The sequence below is a fragment of the Mycobacterium sp. Aquia_216 genome (assembly GCF_026723865.1).
Taxonomy (GTDB): Bacteria; Actinomycetota; Actinomycetes; order Mycobacteriales; family Mycobacteriaceae; genus Mycobacterium.
On sequence record NZ_CP113529.1, the window covers coordinates 399,108 to 422,528 of the forward strand.

Below are 23,421 nucleotides of genomic sequence, written 5' to 3' on the forward strand. Positions count from 1 at the left end.
TCGACACAAACTCGGGTTTAGCGATCACTCGCACTCTAGATCGCGCTATCGAATGCGCACATCGGCAGCGCCAAGGTTGTAAAGCGATCCGATCCGATGTAGCCGCGTGGACCCAAAGAGCAATGATCCCGGCCGTTCAAATCAATTCAACCCCGGGTTACCAGCCGGGGCCGAGGAGGGTAATGACCACATTCCCAGCAGAGCTGAGCTACACCGAGGAGCACGAGTGGGTGCAACGCATCGGCAATGACGCCGTACGGGTTGGCATCACTGACTATGCGCAGTCTGCGCTCGGCGATGTCGTATTTGTCCAGCTGCCCGATGTCGGCTCCGATGTGACGACGGGTGAGTCCTTCGGCGAGGTGGAGTCCACCAAGTCCGTGTCCGATCTCTACTCCCCCGTCACCGCGAAAGTCAGTGCTGTCAACGGCAATCTGGAGACGAATCCAAGCCTTATGAACTCAGATCCCTACGGAGCGGGCTGGCTGATCGAGCTGCAGACCGACGCCATAACGCTCGACGCGGCCCTTGGCGAGCTGTGGAATGTGGATGCCTATCGCGCACACGTCGCGGACTGAACAGTCCCAAGGGCGGCAGAGCGGACTCGGGGAAGGGCATGCGGCATCCAGATCGACTGGCGCGCAGCGCCATCGGCAAGAGCGCACGTTTCCGCGCCGGTACCCCGCTCACCAACCCAGCACTCCCTACCGATGGTGTTTGCGCCGCGCGCATCCCGCCGATGGCCAGTAAACCTTCGAGGGCGCGTCCACACCACACGACCATGAAGCGAACCCACCCAGTGGACACAGGAGATAACACCAATGAACGCATCGGCAGCCGCCCAGGCGGCAGAAGCCACCGACCGGGATCGCATCTACGATGTCGTCGTCGTAGGCGCGGGCCCGGTTGGCATCAATGCAGCTGGCCGAGTCCGAGCAGGGGGTCTGTCTGTGGCCTTAATCGAGCGTGAACTTGTCGGCGGTGAATGCCGACACTGGGGGTGCATCCCGAGCAAGGCATTGTTGCGGCCGGTGCTGGCATTGGCCGATGCCCGCCGTGTCGAGGGCTCACGCGAGGCAGTCACCGGATCAGTCTCAGCGTCAGGAGTTTTTGCTAGACGCGACCGCTATGTGACCAATTGGGACGACACTCCCATGGCTGATGCGGTTGCCGGTATGGGGGTCGACCTCTTCCGCGGACACGGTCGACTCGACGGACCTTGCCGAGTTGGGGTCACAACCTTCGACGGAGCGGTGCTCGGGCTCACCGCTCGACACGGCGTGATGATCTGCACCGGCAGCAGTGCGATGGTGCCCGATGTGCCCGGTGTAGCTGAAGCGAAACCGTGGACGAACCGCAGGGCAACTGACAGCAGTTCGGTGCCGCGTCGGCTAGCTATCGTAGGTTCCGGTGGGGTCGCTACGGAGATGGCGACCGCATGGCAGGGCCTGGGGTCGGCGGTTACTCTGCTGTCGCGCGGTGCCAGCCTGCTCCCGCGCATGGAACCCTTCGTCGGTGAGTACGTCGCGCGGGGACTCACCGAGGCCGGTGTGGACATCCGCACCAGAGTGTCGGTCGCCGCACTGCACCGGTCCCACGATGCCGGTCCTGTCCGGGTGGTGCTCGACAACGGTGATGAGATCGAAGTCGACGAAATCCTTTGCGCCACAGGTCGAGTACCTAACACCGCCGACATCGGATTGGAGACCGTGGGCCTCCAACCAAGCGTTTGGATCGATGTCGACGACACATGCCTCGTGCGCGGTGTCGACGGTGAATGGCTCTACGCACTCGGAGATGCCAACCACAGAGCGCTGTTGACCCACCAGGGTATGTACCAGGCACGCATTGCTGCTGCAGGACTCGGTGCCCGGGCCCACGGCAAAGCGGTAGATACAGCACCCTGGGGTCAGCATGTCGCAACCGCTGACAATCTCGCTGTCCCTCAGGCATTTTTCACCGATCCTGAAGCCGGCTCAGTGGGACTGACTGTGGCACAGGCTCACGAAGGCGGTTATCGGTTCACCACGGTTGACGTGGATATGGGTCAATCGGTGCCGGGAGCTAACCTCTTCGCCGATGGATACGTCGGGTGGGCGCGCATGCTCGTCGACCTAGATCAGGGTTACATCCTCGGTGTGACCATGGTCGGCCCAGGAGTCACCGAGTTACTGCATTCGGCCACCATCGCCGTTGCCGGACAGCTAACGATTGACCGGTTGTGGCATGCGGTACCGTGCTTTCCCACCCTCAGTGAGGTGTGGTTGCGTCTCGTCGAGGCTTATCGGGATAGTCCTGGTGCGACGACATAGCAGCTCGGAGACAACTGTCTTCTATGGGCGGCGTGGCTACGCATCGCGACATCATTCAGCTGGTGAGTGCTTGCCGTGGTGAGCGCCCTCAGAGCCGTTTGCCGCCGATGTTATAGTGAAATTGTCTGTGTCTTAAGCGAATTCGTGATCCGGTTCCGCGTAGTTATACATACCCGGAGGGATCGCCCCATTCAATTTGGAAAGGCTGAGGTATTTATGGACAAGTGGACCACCTCGGACATTCCCGACCAGTCCGGCCGGGTCGCCGTCATCACCGGAGCCAACACCGGCCTGGGCTACGAAACCGCCGCCGCGCTCGCCGAACGCGGCGCCCATGTGGTGCTGGCGGTACGCAACCTCGACAAGGGCAAGGACGCGGCCGCACGCATCACCGCCCAAAGCCCACACGCCGACGTCGCGCTGCAGGAGCTCGACCTGACGTCGCTGGAGGCCATCCGCGGCGCCGCAGACCAGCTGCGGTCCGCGCACGACCGCATCGACCTGCTGATCAACAACGCCGGGGTGATGTGGACGCCGAAGTCGACCACCAAGGACGGCTTCGAGCTGCAATTCGGCACCAACCACCTGGGCCACTTCGCGTTGACCGGCCTGCTGCTGGACCGGCTGCTGCCGGTTCCCGGTTCCCGGATCGTGACGGTCAGCAGCATCGGCCACCGCATCCGCGCCGACATTCACTTCGACGACCTGCAGTGGGAGCGCAGCTACAGCCGGGTCGGAGCCTACGGTCAGTCCAAACTCGCCAACCTGCTGTTCACCTACGAACTGCAGCGACGGCTCGCGCCGCATGGGACGACGATCGCCGCGGCCGCCCACCCCGGCGGCTCCCGAACCGAGCTGACCCGCAACCTGCCGCCGCTGATTGCGCGTGCGTCATCCCTGATCGAACCGCTCTTCCAGGGAGCCGACATGGGCGCGCTTCCCACGCTGCGCGCCGCAACCGACCCAGGCGTGTTGGGCGGCCAGTACTTCGGCCCCGATGGCTTCGGCGAACAGCAGGGCTACCCCAAGGTCGTGGCATCCAGCGACAAGTCGCACGACCTGGACGTGCAGCGCCGGTTGTGGACGGTCTCCGAGCAGCTCACCGGCGTGGTCTATCCGATCAGCTAGTGTCGTGAACCATTAATTCGGTCGCCGTAATTGCCGGTGCTGGCGAGGATTTGGTCAGAATCCGCCCAAGCTAGGCAGCCGGTCGACGAGATGAACTCCTGATCCAATGGGCGCTGCGGCGGCGATGGTCGGTACGCGGGTGCTTAAGGATGCCTTGCCACCAACTGGGTTGTGCTGCAGCACAGTTATTACAAATAGTGAACGACAGGTCAAACCGACCCAACTCTAACCGGGTAAAGCAAAACGGACTTGTCATTGGCGGTCGTCTTCGGCAGGTTCGGTATGGGACACTAGGAGGCATGAGTAAGCGCGTCGACCATCTCACATTCGTTGAGCGAGTTGTGATTTCACGTATCGTCTGGGTGCATAACCTCCTCTACCAAAAGACACGCGGCCACTTCGGGCACCACATGCCCGGCATGCCACCCAGTCTGCTATTGCACACATCGGGTGCAAAAACGGGAATTCCTCGCACTGTAGCCCTCACCTATGCGCGCGACGGCGTGGACTTTCTAGTGGTGGCTTCCTGGGCAGGCTCGCCGGTCGCACCTGGCTGGTATCACAATTTAATTAGGAATCCGGTGGCACACATCAACGTCGGCAGACAACGAATCCCTGTGATAGCACAGGCAATACTTCCCGGACAGTCCGACTACGATCGGTTGTGGCGGATCGTAAATGATAACTACGCAAACCGTTACGACATCTACCAGCAGCGCACGACGCGGCCTATTCCGATCGTGCGCTTGGCGCCGGCCTGAATCAGTCGGAAGCCACAAGCGCTGCGGCAGTGGCACCCGCAGCGAAGAAGGGCGCCGGCTTTGTCGATTCAGAACGTTGGCACACGATAGCCGTACGCGTTCCAGTGATTGGCGCTACGCGACCTCGAGAACCTCCGCGCCGGTCTGGCAACTCGACCAGCCGGCCCCGCAGCAGGGCCTGAAATCCGGCAACCGCTGGAGTACAAACAGATGCCGCCGCGGAGTGGCTGGAGTTTAAATACCATCACCTGCAACACCTTTAACAGAGAATAGCAAAGCTAGGTTCGCGTGTTTGTCAAGGCCCAGGGCCGCCTCGTTTGGCTCGCGATGCCGCCCCAGGGACGCTGCCGGCTTGGGTCGTTGAGTCACGGGCAGTCAACGGCAGCAGGACAAGCGTGTTTCACGCTGCTGGGGTGATGGGCAGGTTCTGCGCCGATGAAGCTTGTCCGGTTGCGGGTGCAAAACTTCCAGTCCAATGGGTCGATATCTCGCGCCATCGCGTTGCGCAACGTCATGTTTGTGCCCGGGACCTAACGGCGCGGCGGAGGAATGTACTCCAGTCGTGTGACGTCTTGGCCGCGACTTGGCCGTCCTCAGGTGTCGACGGCTGTAGCAGCGATGCCGAATGCGTTCGGTTACAGCGTAATTCCTGAAGGTCCTGAGTGTGGCAACTGAACGACGGCTTGGCCGAAATTCTCGCCGGCGAGTACGGCCAGAAGGGCATCTGGAGCACTCTCGAGTCCATGCCAAGTCTGTGTGGCGCTTCTGATTGTGCCATCGGTGAGCCAATCGCTGAGCTGGTTGCGACCCTGCGCCCACTCGTGTGCGTAGTCGGCGGTCAGAAACCCCTCGAGTCGAAGGCTCTTGTTGATTAGGTACTGGGGGATGCCGCGGGGGCCGGGTTGGACGAGATTATCGTCTTTCTGGTCGTATTGTGCTGTGGCGCCGCAACATACGATGCGACCGTGTGGTCTCATCAGTGGCAACATACTAGTGAGAACATCTCCTGCGATGTTGTCGAAGTACACGGCTACACCGGATGGTCCGCAGGCTGCGCGGAGGTCTTCGTGAAAGTTCGGGTGGCGGTGGTTGACCGTGTGGGTGAAGTTGAATTCGTTTTCCAGCCTGCGATTCTTATCATCTGAACCAGTAATACCTACGACGCGGGCACCGGCATGGTGAGCGATCTGTCCGGCTAAGTGACCTACACCGCCAGCGGCTGCCGAGATCACGACGGTCTCACCTGGTTGCGGCCCGCCGATGCGGATCATTCCGTAGTACGCGGTGAGGCCATTGAGCCCGAGTACACCGAGATTGTGGATGAGGGGATGGCCAGCGACGACCGGTAGCGCTTGGGCCATTGGGACGACGGAGTACTCCTCCCAGAAACCGTAACTCATCACCGACGAACCTAGTGCGGGTCCTCCGGCGCAGGTCACGACCACGTCACCGACGACCGCGCATAGGATGCCGTCACCGACGTTAGTTTGGTCGAACCCGGTAGTGCTCGTCATCACTGCTCGCGCGGCAGGAGCAATCTGAATGTAGATGACCTTCAAGACGACGTGATCGTCGGGAACGTCAGTGATCGTTGTGCTCACGAATTTGAAGTCGTGGTGCTGAATTGGTCCCTCCGGCCGCTTTGCGAGTACCACGCGTCGGCTGAGCAGCGGGTTCATGCACGTCCTTTCCCGGAGGCTGTAGGAGTTCCAGCGGTTTGGTCCGGCGGCGGTGTATTGCAGAGTCGTGCGCGGGGGGAACGACTTCGAGCAGAAACGCCCCGCTGCTCTTGTCAAACTGGTATCGAGTCGATGGGCAGCGGCGTGTTGGCGCTGTCTAGATGTTCCACTGTGGTGAAGACCAAGTGGGAATCGCCGATGTTCTCGATGTCATGAAGCAGATAGTCGCCAGGCCCGAAGTGGAAGTGCCTGGTTTCGCCGGCGAGATAGGTGACCTCGCGTGTGGCCCCGTCGAATGTGTGTTGGCGGCTGCGTCCGGCGGTAACGGCTGTCCAGAAGTAGTCGAGCACGTGGCGGTGGGCGTGCCAGCGTTGTCCGGGCGCAAGTCGGACCTCCCACACCCGGACTCTCGCGTTCTGGCTGAGTAGCCGCGACCCGACGTGCCCGTCGTGCGCGTGCTCGTCGAATTCGGTCTTGAGCCACTCTGGCCAGCCGTCGAAGTGCTCGGCGACTAGCTCGCCGGCCAACGGCGAATTGGGCAGGTCGTTATCAGTCATGGTTTTTCTTTCATGGGGAAGGTATCTAGTGGCCTGGTCCGTACAGGCCGAACCGCAGGCTGGGGTCGCCGGGTGTTGCGGTGTTGCTGACTTGGAAGCGTTGGCCCATGGCGATGGCCCGCCGTGTGAGGGAGGCGCTGAGGTCGAGCTGTGCCGGTTCCCACTTCTCCAAGGCGGCGGCCACGTCGCCGCCGGCATCGCCGAGGGCGTTGGCCAGGGCCCAGGCGTCGGCGGCGGCTTTCGCGGTGCCCGCCGCTGCGTGCGGGCGTGCAGCGGCCGCTGCATCGCCGATCAGTGCGACACGTCCCTGGGCCATGCGCTTTGATCTGACGTCGGAGACGACTTGCAGATAAGGATGTTTGGTGGCGACAATCACTTCGGCGACCCCCGGTGACAGTTCCTCTGCTGCAGCGTGTTTAAGCTCGTCGATGTGGCGTTGCTGGACCAGCCCGGGGGGCACCGACACCGGAGACGATCTGCCGTGTGTGTCCAACAGCAGCGCGGCGAGTTGGTGGTCGTTGTCTACGTTGCGGTACCAGACGTAGTTCATTAGCCGGTGTTTGGGTGAGATACCGTCCTCGCCGGGTATCGGATACATGGTGACGTGGGAATTGCGCGGAACGTCGAACGTGATCGCATCATCCAGCGTTTCTCGGGTCGAATCAGACAGGGCTGTCCAGGGGTGGGTGCCACGCCAGCCGACGTAGCCGGAGTAGTGCACCGCGGCGTCAGGATCGAATTGGCGACGTGCCGTCGAGCTGATGCCGTCGGCGAAGACCGCAAGGTCGGCCGTGACGCTGCCGCCGCTGTCGAATCGGACTGTGACTGCTCGTTCCGATTGGCTAAATCCGCAAGCCTGCTTACCGAGGTGGTAGTGCTGGGAACCGAAGTCGGCCAACAACGCTCGGTAGAACGTTCCCCAGGCGGTGTAGTCGTGGTGTCGTTTTTCTCGATGGTCGACGCCGCGGCCGCGGTTGAGGTACTGCACGTAGCGAGTCGAGGTGCGCAGGTCGGTCAGTGAGTGGCTGCTGCGCTCGGTGAACCAGCGCGCCGTATCAGGTTGTAGGACGATTCCGCTGCCGCGACCGCTGAGCGGGCGCGCTGATCTCTCGTAGATCTCGACGGTGAATCCGAGGTCGCGTAGCAGCAGGGCGGCAGTCAGGCCGCCGATCGAGCCGCCGACCACGACCGCGCGTAAACCGTTGTAGTCGTTCACCGAGTGGTGCTCTCGTTGTCCTGCGGGAGGTTGTAGAGCACGACGTTGATTGGCTCGACGCGGAACAGGGCACGTACTTCCTCGGTGGTCGTATCGCGCAGCGGGTAGGTGTCTTCCCCGAGGTATTGGGCGCTCATCGCGTTGAGGGATTCGGTGGCCGCGTGTCCGTCCTGGGGGTCGTCCTCGTCAATGACACCGGCGACTTGGCCTTGGATCGACATCCAGCGATACGGGTCGGCCGGATCGGTGAACATCAGCGACATTTGCGGTCGTGCCCGTAGGTTGCGGTCTTTGAGTCGGCCACGCACAGTGTTGAGCAGGAGGTACTCGCCGTCGGTATCGACCCAGACCGGACTTTGGTGGATGGTGCCATTCGCGTTGAGGCAGGCCAGCGTGGCGGTGACGGGTTCGTCAACCAGAGCTTTCGCGGCGGTGGGCAAGTCGGCGAGGGTCGCTTGTTGCTCGCGATGACCGATGGTGAACGCGCCGCGTTCGCCGGCGGGAACGGTGATGCTGATCCTCATCAGGAGACCTCCAGATCGGCTGTCTTCGCGTGGGTTTCGTTCCCTTGCTGGTGATATGACAAGGCCTGGGCTAGCCAATCGAATACGACTTGATGCAGCCGCGACATCGCGCCCATGTGGCAGTGTTCACCTGCGCCGTGGACCGCGTTGAGGGTGATCAGGGTCGTCTCAGCGGTGGTCAAGGATTGTGCGGCCCGGTGTGGTTCGCCTTTGAGGAACTGGTCGTTGTCGGCATCGAGAACCAGTGTGGGTGCGGTGATTCGGTCGGCGACACCGGCGAGCGTGTAGTCCTTGAAGGCGCGCGGCACGTCGAGGACGGAGTCCACGCCCATCGCCCACATGCCGTTGCGCAGGGCCCAGCGTATTTGGGTGTCGAGGGCCATCAGAAGCTGAATCACCGGCATCGCCACGTCGTCTTTGCCCTGCTCGATCCACTCACACAGGAAGGGCGGCATCGCGTTGGTGATCGCGGCATAAAAATCGTAGATGCCGCCATTGAGGATCAGGGCCGCGACACGGGAGTCGAAGGCCGCCGCGCGTGCCACCAGGTAGCCTCCCAGGCTGTATCCGAACAACGTGATCTGGTGCTCAGCAATCTCAGGGCGAGTGAGGGCGTAGTCGATGACCGGACGGATCACCGCTTCCCAGTCCGGGCGGAACACCAGGCCCTGTTCCCGCAGTGCTGCTCCCTGACCGGGCCCGTCGAAGGCCAACACGTTGTACCCGCGGGCCAACGCGGCGGCGGCGATCGCGAAGTACGACTCTTCTAATGTGGAGTCAAAGCCGCTGTTGTAAATGATCGTTGGGCGAGGCCGACCCGAGTCATCCACCAGAAAGAAGTAGCCGGGAAGGCTGGTCTCCTGATAAGGGATCGACACATCGCGCTCAAAGCCAAACCCGAACAGGGACATAGCGGTTACGAAGGCGTCGCTGCTCCGCCCGGACAGCAGGGCCACCTCCGGGTCACGGCCTGGGTCATCGCGCAGGAAGAACTCGGCGGTGCGGTAGTAATTCGACGCGCGCAATAACGCTTCCCGGGCGCTGACGCGGTGACCGTCGGCCAACGACTTTCGTCCCAGTTCTTCGGCGCGCTCAGCGACCGCCTTCCACTCACGATGCCAGCTTGTCTCATCGCCTTCAGGAATGGCCTGCGCAGTCGCCACGACCTCACCCAGGTCTGCTCCGCCGTAATTAGCGAAACCGGCCGTGCGCAATGCCTCGAATGAGAACGACGCGTTGTCGAACAAGAACTTCACCATAAACTCCAGTGTCGAGACGGAACCGATCCGTATCAACCCACGCTAGCGTCGGAGTCCGCGATACGCAACCGTTCCGTCTTGTTAGGATTGGACGATGCCGAAGAACGCGCTTCCCGCCCGGGTGCCGGCTGGTCCCACGCTTCAGCTCGAAGTGACCGAGGCCATCAGGAACGCATTCTTCGAAGAGTTAGCCGACGTCGGCTTCGGGCGGCTGTCGATCGACGCGGTGGCGCGCCGCGCGGGCGTGGGCAAGGCCGCGATCTATCGGCGCTGGAAGTCCAAGCTCGACATGACCATCGCGTTGATCTCGGAGGTCGCCGTCGGGGCTATCGACGTTCCGGACACCGGCACACTGCACGGCGACGTTCGCGAATACCTGAACCGTGGTCGCGAGGCGGTGACACAGCGGCTGGCCGGCAAAATTATTCCGGATCTTCTCGCTGAGGGGTCGCGCAATCCTGACTTGACCTCCGCGCTCCTCGAGGGGGTACGAGATCCCCGGCGCATCAAGGCCGCTCAGCTCATCCATCGAGCGATAAAGCGCGGCGAACTGCCCGCCGACACCGACATCGGATTGTGCCTGGACTTTCTCGCCGGTCCTCTTTATTGGCGACTGATCGTGCTCCGGGGCGACATCGATGGCACTTACCTGGACCGACTCGCTACCAAGATCCTCGCCGCCATGAGAGGTTAAGTCTCGATTCACCGATCAAGGTTCGAAGTGTCAAGTTGGGCAACTCATTCCGGATCCGGCCCACAGACCCGTAGAGGCTGTGCGCGTCGCCCACGTCCTGCTCATGTCAATAAAGGCGTCCAATGCCTCTGCGTGGCAGAACAACTGAGTACTAGTGAACCTCAGCGGTTCCAGCATCGGGGCCAACCATTAGGAACTGCGGCGCTCGGCGTTCGCCGGATTCGTCGCGAGCAACGATCAGCGAGGTGATTCTCACGCTCGGCTGCGCCGGTATCCGTCGATGTGGCCTTGGGCCATGTTGAGGGCGAGTTCGAGCGGACGGGCGCTGCGTGTGGTCTGGGCCATGAGTAGTCCGCCTTGCAGCGCGGTCATCATGGTTAGTGCGAGATCGTCAACGTCGGCCTCTGCAGCGAGTTCGCCGTTGTCGCGCATGGTCGTGAAGCCCGTGGACAGGTAGGACTGCCATTGGGCAAATGACCGCGCGAGTTCCTCCCGCGCCGACTCTGAGCGGTCGGCGAGCTCGCTCACAAGTGAGCCGAGTGGACAACCGCCGACGCCTTGCGTCTCACGGACCATCCTCACAAGGTGATTACACCATCGCTGCAGCCCCTCCCAGGAGGCGAGTTCGCGCAGCAACGGTTCCTGCGCGGCGATGACTCGGCTGAACTGGGTCTTGATCACTTCGCCGATGAGCGCGTCTTTGTTCTCGAAATAGTGATACATCTGCGACCTACTGGTGCCGGTTGCAGCCATTACGGCGTCCAGGCTTGTCCCCGCCACGCCATGCTCCTGGACGAGTGACGCCGCTCCAGCCACAATTCGGGCCTTGGTCGCCGCGCCCCGAGCCGTCAGCCCCGCGCTAGATCGACCCTCCTTCGACACCACGGCCACACGATATCCAGATTGGAATTGTCAGTCCAGTTTTGCCGCAGCATAATTGCCGAGTCGCAGCACGATGGCCGGGTCGTCAAAGAAGCACGTGGTAAGACGCCGTGCCGCGATTCAACTGGTCGTTAGTCATTCCGGTGTCAAGTTTTAGGTGCTTATCCCATTGAGAGGGAAACCATAGTGACGCGCGAATCACCCACGCCCACAACTGTGCTCGTCCACGGCGCCTTCGAAGACGGGTCAGTCTGGAATGAAGTGATCCAGCGACTCCAGCGCGACGGCTACCCGGTCGTCGCCTTCGCCAACCCTCTGCGCGGCGTGGCCGTCGACGCTGCGCACTTGCGTAGCCTGATGGATCGGATCCAGGGCCCGTTGATATTGGCGGCCCATTCTTACGGCGGAGCCGTCATTACCCAAGCCGGCGCGGAGGACCCCAAAGTCAAGGCCCTTGTCTACGCGGCCGCAATCATGCCCGCGGCAGGTGAGACTGCAAGCCAACTGCTCAGCCGCTTCCCCGGCAGCTCCTTTCTCACGTCCGTCGAGGGGGTCGACTACACCCTGCCCGACGGGACTAGCGGCACCTATCTCCTTTACCAGACCGACAAGTTCCGGAGCCAGGTCGCCGCCGATGTGTCTGCAGGCGAGGCCGCCCTGATGGTCGCCACCCAGCGCCCCATGGACGTGGCAGTGCTGAACGAGACGGTGACGGCCGCTGCCTGGACGAGTAAGCCCAGCTGGCAAATTAGGACCCTGCAAGATTTTGCTCTTCCTTTGGAAGAGCAAAAGTTCGAAGCCGACCGCGCCCAGACACACGTCACCGAGGTGAACTCGTCGCATGCCGTCACCGTCTCGAATCCAGACGTCGTGGCCGACGTGATCAAACAGGCCGCCCGAGAAACCGCGCAATAACCGCGCACCATTCCTGAGGTCAAAGGGCCAGCGCCGCCCGCGTAGGCGAGTTCAAGGTCTGCGTAACCGCGTGCTTACTAGGATCTGCCACGAAGATGAGAAAGATGCGGCCGCCATTTCGTTGAGAATCCGCAAAGGAGCAGCTAGAAGCCTCGCCGTCCGCCACGTTGGATGAGAACCTACAACCGCCCGGACGTTGACCGTGCCCGGGGACGGAACGCCAATCATGTTGCAACACAGCTAAACCGACAGCGCAGACACCTGGCGCCACGCGCTGGGCAGGCTCGAGACTGTAGCACAAGGCGCCCGCGTGAATAACGACCGCTACCATGACATTTCACAGTGATGGTCACCGCGGCCGCTGTCGATGATGCCGCCGCCGAAATTCCTCAGCGCTCAGCCGAATGGTATCGAGAGGTACTGGGCCACGGATCTCTAAACAGAGATCGCGCCCGTCAGCGTCACTTTGCCGGGTTGCCATCGGTATTCGACGTAGCTAGTTGGCGTTGTAGCACTTCGACGATTCCTGTGGAGCCGTCAACTCGCACCAGGTCACCGTCGCGCAACTGTCGCGTACCGGATCGAGTGCCGATCACGCAAGGCACTCCGAGTTCGCGGGCGACGATGGCACCGTGGGATGCGGTGGCACCGAGGTCTATGACCAGAGCCGCAGACACCGTCATCAAGGATACCCAGCTTGGGTCGGTGGTCGGGCATACCAGAATGTCGCCGTCGGCTATCGTCACGTCGTCGGCCGCGTCTCGCACGACGCGCACGCGACCCTGCACCACGCCGGGACTTGCACCGACTCCTCGCACGATTGATTCGCTGGCGAGGGTCGGTCGCTCAAGCGTCGCACTGACTATTGGTAGGCCCTGCCAGGTCTCGGGGAAGTCTTCGGCTAACAGCCGCGCATGCAGCTCTTTGCGTGCCGCGACGATGTCAACGGTAGTGGTCTCGGTCGCGCCGGTCAGCTCATCGCAGTAAAGGTGGAATACATCGTCAATATCGTCGGCAACGCCGGCCGTCACCATGCGCTCACCAATGTCGCGAGCCGCCGCCCGACCAATGTCAACCGATTGGAGCATCGCCGTCTTCGTCAGCTCGATGCCGCGAGCAGCTAACGGAGCCAGCCGGATCGCCAGGCTTGCCAGGGGTCGGTCGCGTGCGGGCAAGGCAGCAAGGATGCTCCTTACGGCTCGCTCCCGCTCGGCCACCGCGCGCGCCCGGCGCTCTGCGGGCGGCTCGGCATCGGCCAATGCGTCAAGCAGTCGTTCGATGGGACGGCGGTCTTCGCGCCAGACCCGGGCCGATGGATCACCCGAATTTGGCCCCTGATAGCCGTGGTCCGCCAGAAATTGCTCGATCGTCAGTGCGCCGGTCGCGACCCCGAACAAGTCGTCAGCGACTCGTGCTTCCTCGGTCTGTGCCGGTCCGGCCAAGAGTGCGCCAAGGGCGTGCGGCTGGTCGACGCGGTGTGCAATGTTGGCAAGCTGAGCGGAAATCGCCTGGCCAAACACACGCATCCAGATCTGAAGGCGAAGTGTCGAAACAAATTCTTCGATTGCCTCGCTTGCCACCCGAAGGGGGTCGGACCCCCGACGCAGGTGGTCGCCGTCCACGGCATCACGCCATCGTGCCCTGATTCTGTGCTGGTGGGATTTCACGTGACGCTGGCCCGTCGCCATCGCCAGCGGCAGTTTCACAAGCAGGACCGGAAGTCGCCCCCAACTGTGCCGATCTGTAACGCCGTCACGCGCCGAACCCAGTAGGTCGCGTTCAACGTCGTCGCCGGTGACTCCCGGCAGGGCACTAAATATCTGCCGGGCAACGTTGACGTTACCGGTCAAGCGCCCGTGGAATGATGCAACGATGCGTTGGTCGGACGCCAGCGGGAATACGGACTGAGCCGCACCGATCATTCCCAGATGATGAAAACCCCGCCGCAGCCCGATCTCCACTCCGTAGGCGTAGTAGCTCCACGCCAACGGCTTCATCACCCCTGGCATCAGCTCGCCAGTGTTGACACGCGTCCATAGCACGTCGTCGCTGGACGAGCATGTCAGGCCGTGATGCCGACAACCGGCACGAGCCGCGGCCTCAGAGGGCTGCCGCGGGTTCACGCCAGCACGCCGACCGGACGCGGAAGCGCCGATTGTCGTGCGCTTCGCTCGAGGAAACCGTAGCCGCAAATGCCGCCGGGCCCGGTAAGTCGAATGATCGCCTCGACCATGACGATCGGGTCGGTGGCAGTGGTCCAATCGACGCCGTTGTAGTTGTCGTTGTCTTCGGTGATGCTGATCGGCAACGCATGGACGACCTCGACGCGCGCGCTCACCGGCCCCGCTGGCCCGCTGACGACGAGAGTGTGCTCAGTCGGTTTGCCCGTTGCGTCTGTGAGCGTTGGGACGTCAAATTGCGTCACGGGGTTGACGATTCCGTTGGACATGACGACTCCGATCGGTTGCGCGGCTGTTCGGCTGTCGTGCAGTACTGCGAAAGCATGAACAATCCAGTCCGGCATGACCGCGACCATGAAACGGTGACCCGCCCAGGCCGAGAAACTTCGCGACCCACTCGAGTGGTCCTTGAAACCAACGCCTTCGAGGGACAGCTCTTCACCGTCGACCCATAGGCTGCCGACGGTGCTGGCCGCCTGCTGGATGTGATTCGCGGCAACTTGACGGACGTGATCGGTCGAGGACGCTTGGCGCCCATGGTCTGAGATCGCATTGATGTCCCAGATTGGCGCGGCGGCAGTCGCCCTGATATCCCAGCCAAGAGGCACCGACGGACCGGCACAGCCGCGGGATGCGCGGCTCAAGGCGGCTGTGCTGGACAGTTCGCCAACTCCGTCGAATGTCGACTGCCAACCATCCGCGGTCATCCTGAGCTCGAGGCCTTCCGACTTGGCGCCCACCGCCGACCGATTGCGGAACCAGAAACGATCGACGGCCAGCACTCCATCCGGTAGAAACGCGGCAATGTGGGCCCACCACATCTCCAAGTCTTTGCGGAAGCGACCAGTGTGTATGTACACGCCGGCACCGGATTTCGGGCTCCAGCAGCAATGCCAACGCGTCTCACCCCAGCGCGGGATAGTCAGATCGGGTGTGGCGTTGGAGTCCTGCGCCGTTGATTCGTCAATACCCTCGTAGCACCCCAATTTCGTTTGCCCTCCGGTCATTTCTTAATCCGTGTCCGACGTCCGGGACACATCAACTGAGGCCGCCGCCGCGGCCGGAAATCGATTCGGGGAATCATCCTGGCGATAAAATTACACGTTGACTCGGACAAGTTTCAACCGTACGGTTGAAATCAGTTCGGGCTAGCTCGAACTGTCTTTTCGGACGACCGAGCTCGACTAGAGGAGAAGCTAACGGGTTCATGCTGAACGAGATCCGACAGTGGCGGGTCGTGTCGGACCGGCTTCGCTACTGGGCGCAATCAGCGCCGGACAGAAGGCTTTTCCGGTGTGGTGGCGATTGGCTTTCGTTCGGCCAGGTAGACCAGATCACGGACGCCATCGCGGGGGCATTGGACGCCCAGGGTGTTGCGAAGAGCGACCGCGTGGCGATCCTCTTGCCGAACTGCGAGGAATATGTCCTGTCGATCCTGGCGGTGGCGAAGTTGGGTGCCATTCAAGTCCCGCTGAACATCTATCTCAAAGGTGAGTTCTTGCGCCACCAGTTGGTGGACTCTGGCAGCTCCGTGCTGATAGCCGACTCGTCCGGCCTTGCCGAGGTAGCTAAGCGACGAGATACTCTGCCGGACTTGCGATTTACTGTGGCCGTCGTCAAAGACGGCGAACGCGCCGCGACCGGTGCGATTCCGTTCGCAGACATCCGAGACGCCGATTCGCGCTGCCCTGCGGTGCACATCGCTCCGCGCGACACCGCGGCGATCTTCTATACCTCGGGGACCACCGGACCCGCTAAGGGTTGCGTCATCAGCCACGGCTACTACTCGTACTTTCCCTGGGGCTGGTTCGAGAACGACTGGATCCGCACCGACGACCGAATGCTGTCGATGATGCCGTTGTTTCATACCGCTGGTCAGGGTTTCGCATTGGTGCCCGCAATTCTCGCCGGCGCTGAGCTCACCGTCACGACTACATTCAGCGCGAGTGGCTTTCTGGATGAATGCCGACGGGTCCAGGCAACGACGGCATTCGGTGTAGGCGCGATGGGGATGGCGATACTGGCGACACCCGAGGGGCCCGCCGACCGGGACAACGATCTGCGAGCTGCCATCTTTCCGCCCATGGCGCCATCGGATCGCAGGAAGTTCGGAAGGCGCTTCGGCACAACGGTCGTCAGTGACGGTTATGGTCAGACGGAGTGCAATCCGCTCACCATGAGTCCGTTGGCGGAGCAAGGCGAACTTCCGGGGTCTCTGGGAAAGCCCGTGCCTTATTTGGACGTCGCCCTCGTCGACGAGAACGACGTACCGGTTCCGACCGGAGAAGTCGGCGAGATTGTCGTGCGTCCTCGTGAGCCCATGGTTATTTTCGACGGCTACTGGGATAACGCCGCCGCGACCGTGCAGAGTAGCCGAAATCTATGGCATCACACCGGCGATCGGGCCCGACTCGGTGCGGACGGACGGTTGACATTCGTTGACAGAAATTCCGACTCCATGCGCCGCCGTGGCGAGAACATCTCGTCGATGGAACTGGAGAGGGCTATTGTCGAACACCACAAGATTGCGGCCGTAGCCACTCATGGAGTGCCGTCGGTCCTTGGCGAAGACGACGTGAAGGCCTGGATCGTCACGGTGCCGGGGGCGTCGTTCACGCCGGACGAACTGCACGAATTTTTCGTGGCAAATCTGCCCTACTTCGTGATCCCCCGATACGTGGAATTCATCGACGAGCTTCCGGTCAACGCGCTTGGGCGAGTTACCAAGTTCGAGCTCCGTGAGAAGGACAACTCAACGGCGTGGGATTTCGAGATGTTGAATCTGGCTGTCAGCAAGGAGGATCGGCGATCCTCGTCGAGTTGAACGGAGGAAAATCCTGCCTGTGTGGATCACCGACAGGTATGCATCCGACCCCGACCGCGGGGCTGGGGGATCGTGCTTCGTGGATGTGTTGACCCACTGTCCTTCGCCGACTTAGACTCACATCGGCCCTAAACCGTACGACCGTTTGAGCCGCTTAAGCAAGCGCTGAAGGGTCGTCAGAGTCGCGGCACTTGAGTCGGGCTGGTTGCCCTCGACGCGGCCGAATCACAGCTCCGTCCCGCCCAGTTGGGCCCAGGTCACTCCCGGGCGCGACGGACTAATTCTCTCGATGAAAGGTTGGGGATACCCATGGACGTTGCTTCTGATCTTTTGGTCACGCAGGACGACGCCATCCTGCGACTAACGCTGAACAGACCGAAATCTCTGAATTCGGCTGGTGCACAGATGCTCCGGGCGGCATACGAGGCGTTGGATGCCGCGTCAGCCGACGCCAGCGTCAGGGCAATCCTGATCACCGGAGCGGGCCGTGCCTTCTGCGCCGGCGCCGACATCGGTGGTAAGGGAGAAACCGGCGAAGTGCTTGCCGCTGCTAACCGCCTTGTGGTAACGATCCGTACACTTGCGAAGCCTGTCATCGCTGCAGTCAACGGCCCGGCCGTTGGTGTCGGGGCCTCGATCGCGCTCGCGTGTGACGTGGCGGTGGTGGCGGAATCAGCGTACTTCTTACTCGCGTTCACCAACATTGGGCTGATGCCCGACGGCGGCGCGACCGCGCTCATTCCCGCAGCGATTGGCCGCGCAAAGGCAATGAGAATGGCCCTACTTGCCGAAAAGATTCACGCGAGGACGGCGGAAGCATGGGGTCTCGTCAGCCACGTCGTCGACAGTGCCCGGTTCGATGAAGAGGTCGGTCGACTATGCCGCAAACTCGCCGGTGGACCTACGCTGGCCTACGCCGCAACCAAACGAGCGATAAACGACGCCACGCTCGACCAGCTAGCAGCGGCTATAGAACGGGAAACTGCGGGACAAACCAAGCTGCAACACAGTCAGGACTTTCGCGAAGGTGTGCGTGCATTTCGCGAGAAAAGGTCGGCGACTTTCCAAGGTGAATGAGCTGATGAACTCGGTGTGAGTTTCGGGTGTAGGTCAGCGCGCGCCCGGTGCGCATGCCACCGTCTCAGCCGTCGTCGCCATTTCTTCCTTCAAGATCGTCTAGATTCCACCGCGGGCGATCAGTTGTTGGGCAATGACATTGCGCTGAATCTCGTTCGTTCCCTCCCCGACAATCATCAGGGGCGCATCGCGGAAATAGCGTTCCACGTCGAACTCAGTCGAGTAGCCGTAGCCGCCGTGAATCCGCACCGCGTTGAGCGCGATCTCCATCGCGACTTCGGAAGCAAACAGCTTGGCCATGCCGGCCTCCATGTCTGCTCGCTGGCCGCTGTCGTAGCGTTCGGCCGCGTAACGGGTTAACTGCCGAGCAGCCGCCAGCTTCGTCGCCATGTCGGCAAGATAGTTTCCTACGGATTGGTGTTTCCAGATTGGCAGGCCGAAGCTTTCTCGCTCCTGGGCATAGGTTAATGCGTCCTCGAAGGCGGCTGTGGCTACCCCTAGTGCCCGCGAAGCAACCTGAATGCGCCCGGTCTCAAGGCCTTTCATCATTTGACCGAAACCCTTGCCGGGTTCTCCACCCAGGATTGCCGTTACGGGCACCCGATAGTCGTCGAAACTCAGCTCGCACGATTCCACACCTTTGTAACCCAGCTTGGGCAGGTCTCGGGAAACCGTGAGGCCCGGTCCGTGCTCCACCAAAGCTACCGATATGCCCTTGTGGCGGGGTGCGGCGTGCGGGTCCGTCTTGCACAGCAGTGCGATCAGCTCCGAGCGTCTGGCGTTGCTGATCCATGTCTTCGAACCATTGATGACCAGCTCCTCACCGCTGATCACCGCGACAGTCTTCATGTTCTGAAGATCCGACCCACCCCCGGGCTCGGTCAGCGCCATCGTCGCCCGAACCTCGCCGGTCGCCATACGCGGGAGGTAATTCTGCTTCTGTTCTTCGGTCCCGAACAGCGAGATCAGCTTGGCGACCACGGTGTGTCCGCCCATCGCGCCCGCCAGACTCATCCAGCCGCGGGACAGCTCCTGGGTGACCTCGACATAGCACGGCGTCGACACCGGCGACCCGCCGTAGGACTCGGGGATGGCCAGCCCGAAGATGCCGATCTGCTTCATCTGGTCAATCCACGCCGACGGGTACGCATTGGCGTGCTCGACCTCACGCACCGTCGGTTTTACCACCCGGTTGACGAAGGACTGGACCGTCGCGACCAGCATGGCCTCCTCTTCGGGGAGGTTTGTCTGACCGCCTCGGCCTTGGTGTGACCCAGGGTTGGACCTGTGCGCGTGAGGGTTCTCAGTCGATCGGTCGGCTATTCTCACCCGTGAGAGTCTAACAGTCCGTCGCGACGCGAATAGTGTTCGTCCGTGCTATTGCCCTTGTTGCATTAAAAGGCCAGTTCATATCCTCTTTACTAATGCATGCGAACCTCCTTCTCCGGGGTGTCCGACATATTATATGCCGTGTCAAACTAACGGTTGAAAGCAGTGGCGAGCGTGCGAGCGACTGCTCCTCGCGTGTGATATCAGCATTGGCGGTGTGGGCTTCGGCGACGACGATGGTCCGCATCAAGGAGCCGTGTGGTGCCATATGATTTGGAGCAATACGAAAGTGGACTTGTACGCGCGGCATCGCTCCTGCATCGCCACTTCCTGTGAGGACGCTGGTGGGCGCCGACGCGCATAGGACACGGCATGTGGAGGCTTTGCATTGGATGGCACGGCGTGGAAGCCAATCCCCCAGTGGGATGCGCCGGGTGCCGGCTCGCATAGCAATCATTGACCAAGTGAGGTGACGAGGTATGACGGCATCGGACCACGAACTCGATGCGCCGCCGTGGCGACGGGTCGATGGAACGATCATGTCGACGGCACGTGCGGTTCGGAAGGCGTATGACCGCGCGCTTGGAGATCTTGGGTTGACCCTGCCGGAAGCCAGCCTGCTCGCTTACCTTGCCGAGAGTGAGCCCCCGACTCAGACACAACTCGCCGAACGTCTCGGCGGGGGCAAGGCCGCGCTGGGGAGCCGGGTAGATCGTTTGGAGACCTTGGGCGCCATTCAACGGCGGCCCCATGACACCGATCGTCGAGTGTGGCTCATTCACCTCACCGACAAAGGCAACGAGTATGTCAACGCCATCAACGAGATAGATCGACGGCTGAGGGAACAACTGCGGCGCGGAATCAGCCGTGAGGAGCGGCAGCAGCTAGCTCAGACCTTGACGCGACTGCAGTCGAATCTTGTGGCGATGCTGGAGTCGTGACGTCTGACCAGTCGTGGGCGACAGCCGTCAGGGTCTAGCGCACTTACGAATGGCGCCATGTGTATTTGGGCGTCTCTTGATCGAGCGGGCCTCATCGCCGCCGGTCAACTTTGTCGATAGCGAGGCCTAGGCGTTCGAAATCCCATGCGGCCGAGTTATCTTTGGCGCGAAGGACGTGCTTTTGGACTCTGCCCGTTGGCGTTACGGGAAGTGCTTCGACGAAATCGACGTAGCGTGGAACGGCGAAGTAAGGAAGGGCCGATCGGAAAAACTCGTGGAGCTCTTCGGGTTCGAACGTTGCAGCAGCTTCGCACACGATAACCGCCTTGACGTCATCTTCCCCCAATGGTGATGGGACGGCATGCACGGCGATAGCGGCGATCTTTGGATGGCGCAGTAGCGCCGCCTCGACCTCGGCAGAGGAGATGTTTTCTCCTCTGCGACGCATAGCGTCCTTTTTGCGGTCGACGAAATACAGGTATCCGTCCTCATCGGCCCGTGCAAGGTCGCCGGTGTGATGCCACAAGTCCCGGGATGCCTCTACGGTCGCCTTGGGGTTGTTCCAGTAGCCCTGAAACATCACGTCGCGCTCGCGCGGGCGGATGACGATCTCTCCGACGCTGCCCATGGGTACTCGACTACCGTCCTCGTCGTGAAGTTCGACGTCGAGGGCACTGACCGGTTTGCCCATGCTGGCGAGCTTGGAGGCCGGGCGAGAAATCGGTGAGCTAGTTATGGGTTGGCATTCGGTTTGGCCGTAGGTTTCGCTGATGACCTCGATTCCAAAGCGAGTCGACAGCTGTCGCTGGGCGTCCGGCGGCATCGGAACGAACACTCCCAACCGCAGCGAATGGTTGTGGTCGGCTTCGGACTCAGGCGTTGCCAAGACCGCCATGCCCATCGGTCCGACTCCAAACACCACCGAAGCGTTGGTCTTTCGTGCAGCCTGGACGAAGCCGCTAGCACTAAAGTGCTCGAGGTAGGCGATCGAATTGCCTGCCATCAGCACCGGCATCAGGGCGATGCCCTGCCCTCCGATATGGAAGAGCGGCATCGCAGTCAGAGTGCGATCGCCCTCTCGCAGCCAACCATTTTGATACCAGGGCCACAGCATGGCGGTGTAGTACCCGTGACTGAGGCAACATCCCTTCGGCATTCCAGTTGTTCCCGAGGTGTACATCACTGCGAGAAGGTCGGATTGGCTGATCGGTACTGCTGGTGCGCGACGTTCTCCCGAGAGAAGATCCCGGAAGGACAACATCGAACCGGTCGACGCAGAGCCCTCGTCGACCGATATGAGGATGCCCAGGCCGGGCAAGCGGTCGAGCATCCCGTTGACGTGGTCCAGCGCGGGGGCGTCACCGATCAGGGCCTTGGCGCCCGAATCGGAGAGTTGATGGAACAAGAAGTCGCCCTTGAGGTACGGGTTGACGGGGATGTGGATCGCTCCCAGCTGGCCGAGCGCAAAGAACGCGAGCAAGTACTCAGTTCGATTGGGCAGCACGATGGCTACCCGGTCGTTCTTCGCGATGCCCAGCTCGGCCAAGGCCCCGGCCAGGGCGGCGGACTTCAGGTGGACATCCCCGTAGCTAAGCCAGGTCGAGTCACCCACCTCCTGCCCGCACTGCAAGAAAGGCCGATCCGGGTCCTTCTCCGCCCAAAACTCGAGGCGCGATGGCACCGTGCGCCAGGCTCTCCACTCGTCTCGCAGTGTCACGGGTAACCCTCACAAACCGGTCGGCTGGGATCGGTCGGTGATGAGCTCCTGCTCACGCTGAGGAGACGGTGCCTGGGCTTAATTGTTCTGCACGCGCTTGGTCTGCCCACGCTGGGTCAACCGATCGAATGAATTGACGCCAGTGAATTCTAGAGACTTGCCCCTGCCTTCCGTCAAGTCCGATCCTTTGCCATGCCGAATATACTGCCAATGAGCAGCTAAGATGAGAAACCCGCGAGGCAGGACGCCAGCGCGGCCTGGGATACGTAGCGGGCCCCATACCATTGGTTGATATTAGCTGTCGTTACATTTCGGGCCGCGCCTTGGACCTCCGTCCGGCCGGCAGCCCCTCCCCGGCCGGACGAGCGGTTCGTCGGAGTCAGTCGGACGTCAGGATGATCACTCTCGGAGGCCACATAAGGGAGGCTCTATCTCGTACAATGCTTTGAGAAAGTGCGGAGATGTGCTCGAGTGGCCGGTCAAACACCGCACCATGCCGAGGGTGCTTGCTAACACGCGTCTAGCGCGGCGACCGTGATGGGAGATGGGTGCGTGCCAGCTGCGGCGAATGAGGAGCGAGCAAACGCCAAGCGGCGGGCATCACTGATGCTGGAGATCGCGCGTTTGTTCCGACGGCGCGGTTACCACGGATCGGCGATGAGCGACATTGGCGAGCATGTCGGCCTCAATAAGGGCACGCTCTACTACTACTTTCCCTCCAAGTCCGACATGCTCTACGCCATCTATCAGGAAGCGTACGAACGGCTCGACGCAAACATTGCGGATGTACCCAAAGACCTGACCCCGGAGGAAGAACTCGTCGCGTACCTGAAGGCGATTATGCGCACGGTCGGCGCGATTCCGGACGTCATTGCGGTCTACTTCCAGGAACACCCCTGGCTGGAGACAGCGCTCACCGAGGAACAGGCTCAAATCGTCCGAGCCAAGGAGTCCGAGTTTACCGATGGCCTCCGCGCAATCATCAAACGCGGTGTGCGCACCAATGCTTTTCGTCGGGTGAACGACCAACTCCTCGCGGTCCAGTTGATGGGGATGATCTCCTCGCTGCACCGCTGGCATCTCGCGGAGAGCGAAGCGTCCGCCGAACTGGTCACCGACATGATTATCAGCTATCTGTACGAGGGCATTCTTCCGCAGCGCTAGGAGACTGCCGAATCAGCCGGTCAGCTTTCCCGCACGTAACGGTCGGGTCCACCAGAAGCTAACAGACATGAGTGGCAATGCTTTTCGGAGCAGGCGCCACCGGCGGGCCGGACCTACAACGTGTGGTCGACCGGGCGTGACACGTGGGGCATCGAAATCGATCGCGAAGCAATCACTGGTGCTACCCCATATGGTATGGTGCCATATGATCTTCCCGCATACTATTACGCTACGGCATTCCTGGACGCGATCGACCAAGTGG

20 protein-coding genes are annotated in these 23,421 nt (G+C 61.6%); 10 read left to right on the forward strand and 10 right to left on the reverse strand.

The genetic code is table 11. The features are described 5' to 3' along the window. The first annotated feature begins 182 nt into the window (after positions 1-182). From gcvH to OK015_RS01915, 4 genes are all read left to right on the forward strand, one after another. Positions 183-578 carry a glycine cleavage system protein GcvH gene (gene gcvH / locus OK015_RS01900; RefSeq protein ID WP_268128830.1) on the forward strand — a complete coding sequence of 132 codons (396 nt, stop codon included), beginning with the start codon at positions 183-185 and terminating at the stop codon, positions 576-578. A 243-nt stretch (positions 579-821) separates the two neighbouring features. Next, positions 822-2,312, forward strand: coding sequence for a dihydrolipoyl dehydrogenase family protein (locus tag OK015_RS01905; RefSeq protein ID WP_268128832.1), 1,491 nt, complete (start codon positions 822-824; stop codon positions 2,310-2,312). Between the two features lie 216 nt (positions 2,313-2,528). Continuing rightward, entirely contained in the window at positions 2,529-3,440 is a 912-nt protein-coding gene (locus OK015_RS01910) for an SDR family NAD(P)-dependent oxidoreductase (protein WP_268128834.1), read from the forward strand. Positions 3,441-3,739: 299 nt separating this feature from the next. Further along, complete coding sequence (locus OK015_RS01915; protein ID WP_268128836.1) at positions 3,740-4,201, forward strand: nitroreductase/quinone reductase family protein; 462 nt, start codon at positions 3,740-3,742, stop codon at positions 4,199-4,201. Between the two features lie 635 nt (positions 4,202-4,836). Here the strand turns inward: OK015_RS01915 and OK015_RS01920 are convergent. The 5 genes from OK015_RS01920 to OK015_RS01940 form a co-directional block, all read right to left on the reverse strand. Then, entirely contained in the window at positions 4,837-5,880 is a 1,044-nt protein-coding gene (locus OK015_RS01920) for an MDR family NADP-dependent oxidoreductase (RefSeq protein WP_268128837.1), read from the reverse strand. 113 nt (positions 5,881-5,993) lie between these two features. Then, a complete protein-coding gene (locus OK015_RS01925; RefSeq protein WP_268128838.1) occupies positions 5,994-6,437 on the reverse strand; it encodes a hypothetical protein in 444 nt (147 codons plus the stop codon). Positions 6,438-6,462: 25 nt separating this feature from the next. Continuing rightward, complete coding sequence (locus tag OK015_RS01930) at positions 6,463-7,653, reverse strand: FAD binding domain-containing protein (protein ID WP_268128840.1); 1,191 nt, start codon at positions 7,651-7,653, stop codon at positions 6,463-6,465. Beyond that, positions 7,650-8,177: a PPOX class F420-dependent oxidoreductase gene (locus tag OK015_RS01935; RefSeq protein WP_268128841.1), complete on the reverse strand. Its 528-nt coding sequence runs from the start codon at positions 8,175-8,177 to the stop codon at positions 7,650-7,652. The genes OK015_RS01930 and OK015_RS01935 overlap by 4 nt, the downstream gene beginning before the upstream one ends. After that, positions 8,177-9,436 carry an alpha/beta hydrolase family protein gene (locus OK015_RS01940; RefSeq protein WP_268128843.1) on the reverse strand — a complete coding sequence of 420 codons (1,260 nt, stop codon included), beginning with the start codon at positions 9,434-9,436 and terminating at the stop codon, positions 8,177-8,179. The genes OK015_RS01935 and OK015_RS01940 overlap by 1 nt, the downstream gene beginning before the upstream one ends. Positions 9,437-9,530: 94 nt before the next feature. Between OK015_RS01940 and OK015_RS01945 the strand changes: the two genes are divergently transcribed. Next, complete coding sequence (locus OK015_RS01945) at positions 9,531-10,130, forward strand: TetR/AcrR family transcriptional regulator (RefSeq protein WP_268128845.1); 600 nt, start codon at positions 9,531-9,533, stop codon at positions 10,128-10,130. Positions 10,131-10,382: 252 nt separating this feature from the next. Here the strand turns inward: OK015_RS01945 and OK015_RS01950 are convergent, their stop codons facing one another. Further along, a complete protein-coding gene (locus tag OK015_RS01950; RefSeq protein ID WP_268128846.1) occupies positions 10,383-11,015 on the reverse strand; it encodes a TetR/AcrR family transcriptional regulator in 633 nt (210 codons plus the stop codon). A gap of 183 nt (positions 11,016-11,198) precedes the next feature. Between OK015_RS01950 and OK015_RS01955 the strand changes: the two genes are divergently transcribed. Further along, positions 11,199-11,927: an alpha/beta hydrolase gene (locus tag OK015_RS01955; RefSeq protein WP_268128848.1), complete on the forward strand. Its 729-nt coding sequence runs from the start codon at positions 11,199-11,201 to the stop codon at positions 11,925-11,927. Positions 11,928-12,388: 461 nt separating this feature from the next. On the opposite strand, the gene OK015_RS01960 is transcribed toward OK015_RS01955, so the two are convergent. Both OK015_RS01960 and OK015_RS01965 read right to left on the reverse strand, forming a co-directional pair. Then, positions 12,389-13,936, reverse strand: a complete 1,548-nt coding sequence (locus OK015_RS01960) for a PEP-utilizing enzyme (protein ID WP_268128850.1) — start codon at positions 13,934-13,936, stop codon at positions 12,389-12,391. Between the two features lie 110 nt (positions 13,937-14,046). Next, entirely contained in the window at positions 14,047-15,114 is a 1,068-nt protein-coding gene (locus OK015_RS01965) for a hypothetical protein (protein ID WP_268128852.1), read from the reverse strand. A 200-nt stretch (positions 15,115-15,314) separates the two neighbouring features. On the opposite strand from OK015_RS01965, the gene OK015_RS01970 reads away from it, so the two are divergent. After that, positions 15,315-16,931 (forward strand): AMP-binding protein, encoded by a 1,617-nt coding sequence (locus tag OK015_RS01970; RefSeq protein WP_268128853.1) that lies wholly within the window; start codon positions 15,315-15,317, stop codon positions 16,929-16,931. A gap of 309 nt (positions 16,932-17,240) precedes the next feature. Further along, positions 17,241-18,008 (forward strand): enoyl-CoA hydratase, encoded by a 768-nt coding sequence (locus OK015_RS01975; protein ID WP_268128855.1) that lies wholly within the window; start codon positions 17,241-17,243, stop codon positions 18,006-18,008. Positions 18,009-18,107: 99 nt separating this feature from the next. On the opposite strand, the gene OK015_RS01980 is transcribed toward OK015_RS01975, so the two are convergent. Next, entirely contained in the window at positions 18,108-19,232 is a 1,125-nt protein-coding gene (locus tag OK015_RS01980) for an acyl-CoA dehydrogenase family protein (RefSeq protein ID WP_268128857.1), read from the reverse strand. A gap of 584 nt (positions 19,233-19,816) precedes the next feature. Here OK015_RS01980 and OK015_RS01985 point away from each other — a divergent pair. Further along, positions 19,817-20,278 carry a MarR family winged helix-turn-helix transcriptional regulator gene (locus OK015_RS01985; protein ID WP_268128859.1) on the forward strand — a complete coding sequence of 154 codons (462 nt, stop codon included), beginning with the start codon at positions 19,817-19,819 and terminating at the stop codon, positions 20,276-20,278. A 91-nt stretch (positions 20,279-20,369) separates the two neighbouring features. On the opposite strand, the gene OK015_RS01990 is transcribed toward OK015_RS01985, so the two are convergent. Next, the gene (locus tag OK015_RS01990; RefSeq protein ID WP_268128860.1) at positions 20,370-21,890 is read right to left on the reverse strand and encodes an AMP-binding protein; all 1,521 of its coding nucleotides are present in this window, start codon (positions 21,888-21,890) and stop codon (positions 20,370-20,372) included. 657 nt (positions 21,891-22,547) lie between these two features. Between OK015_RS01990 and OK015_RS01995 the strand changes: the two genes are divergently transcribed. Further along, complete coding sequence (locus OK015_RS01995) at positions 22,548-23,159, forward strand: TetR/AcrR family transcriptional regulator (RefSeq protein WP_268128862.1); 612 nt, start codon at positions 22,548-22,550, stop codon at positions 23,157-23,159. The last annotated feature ends 262 nt before the right edge of the window (positions 23,160-23,421 follow it).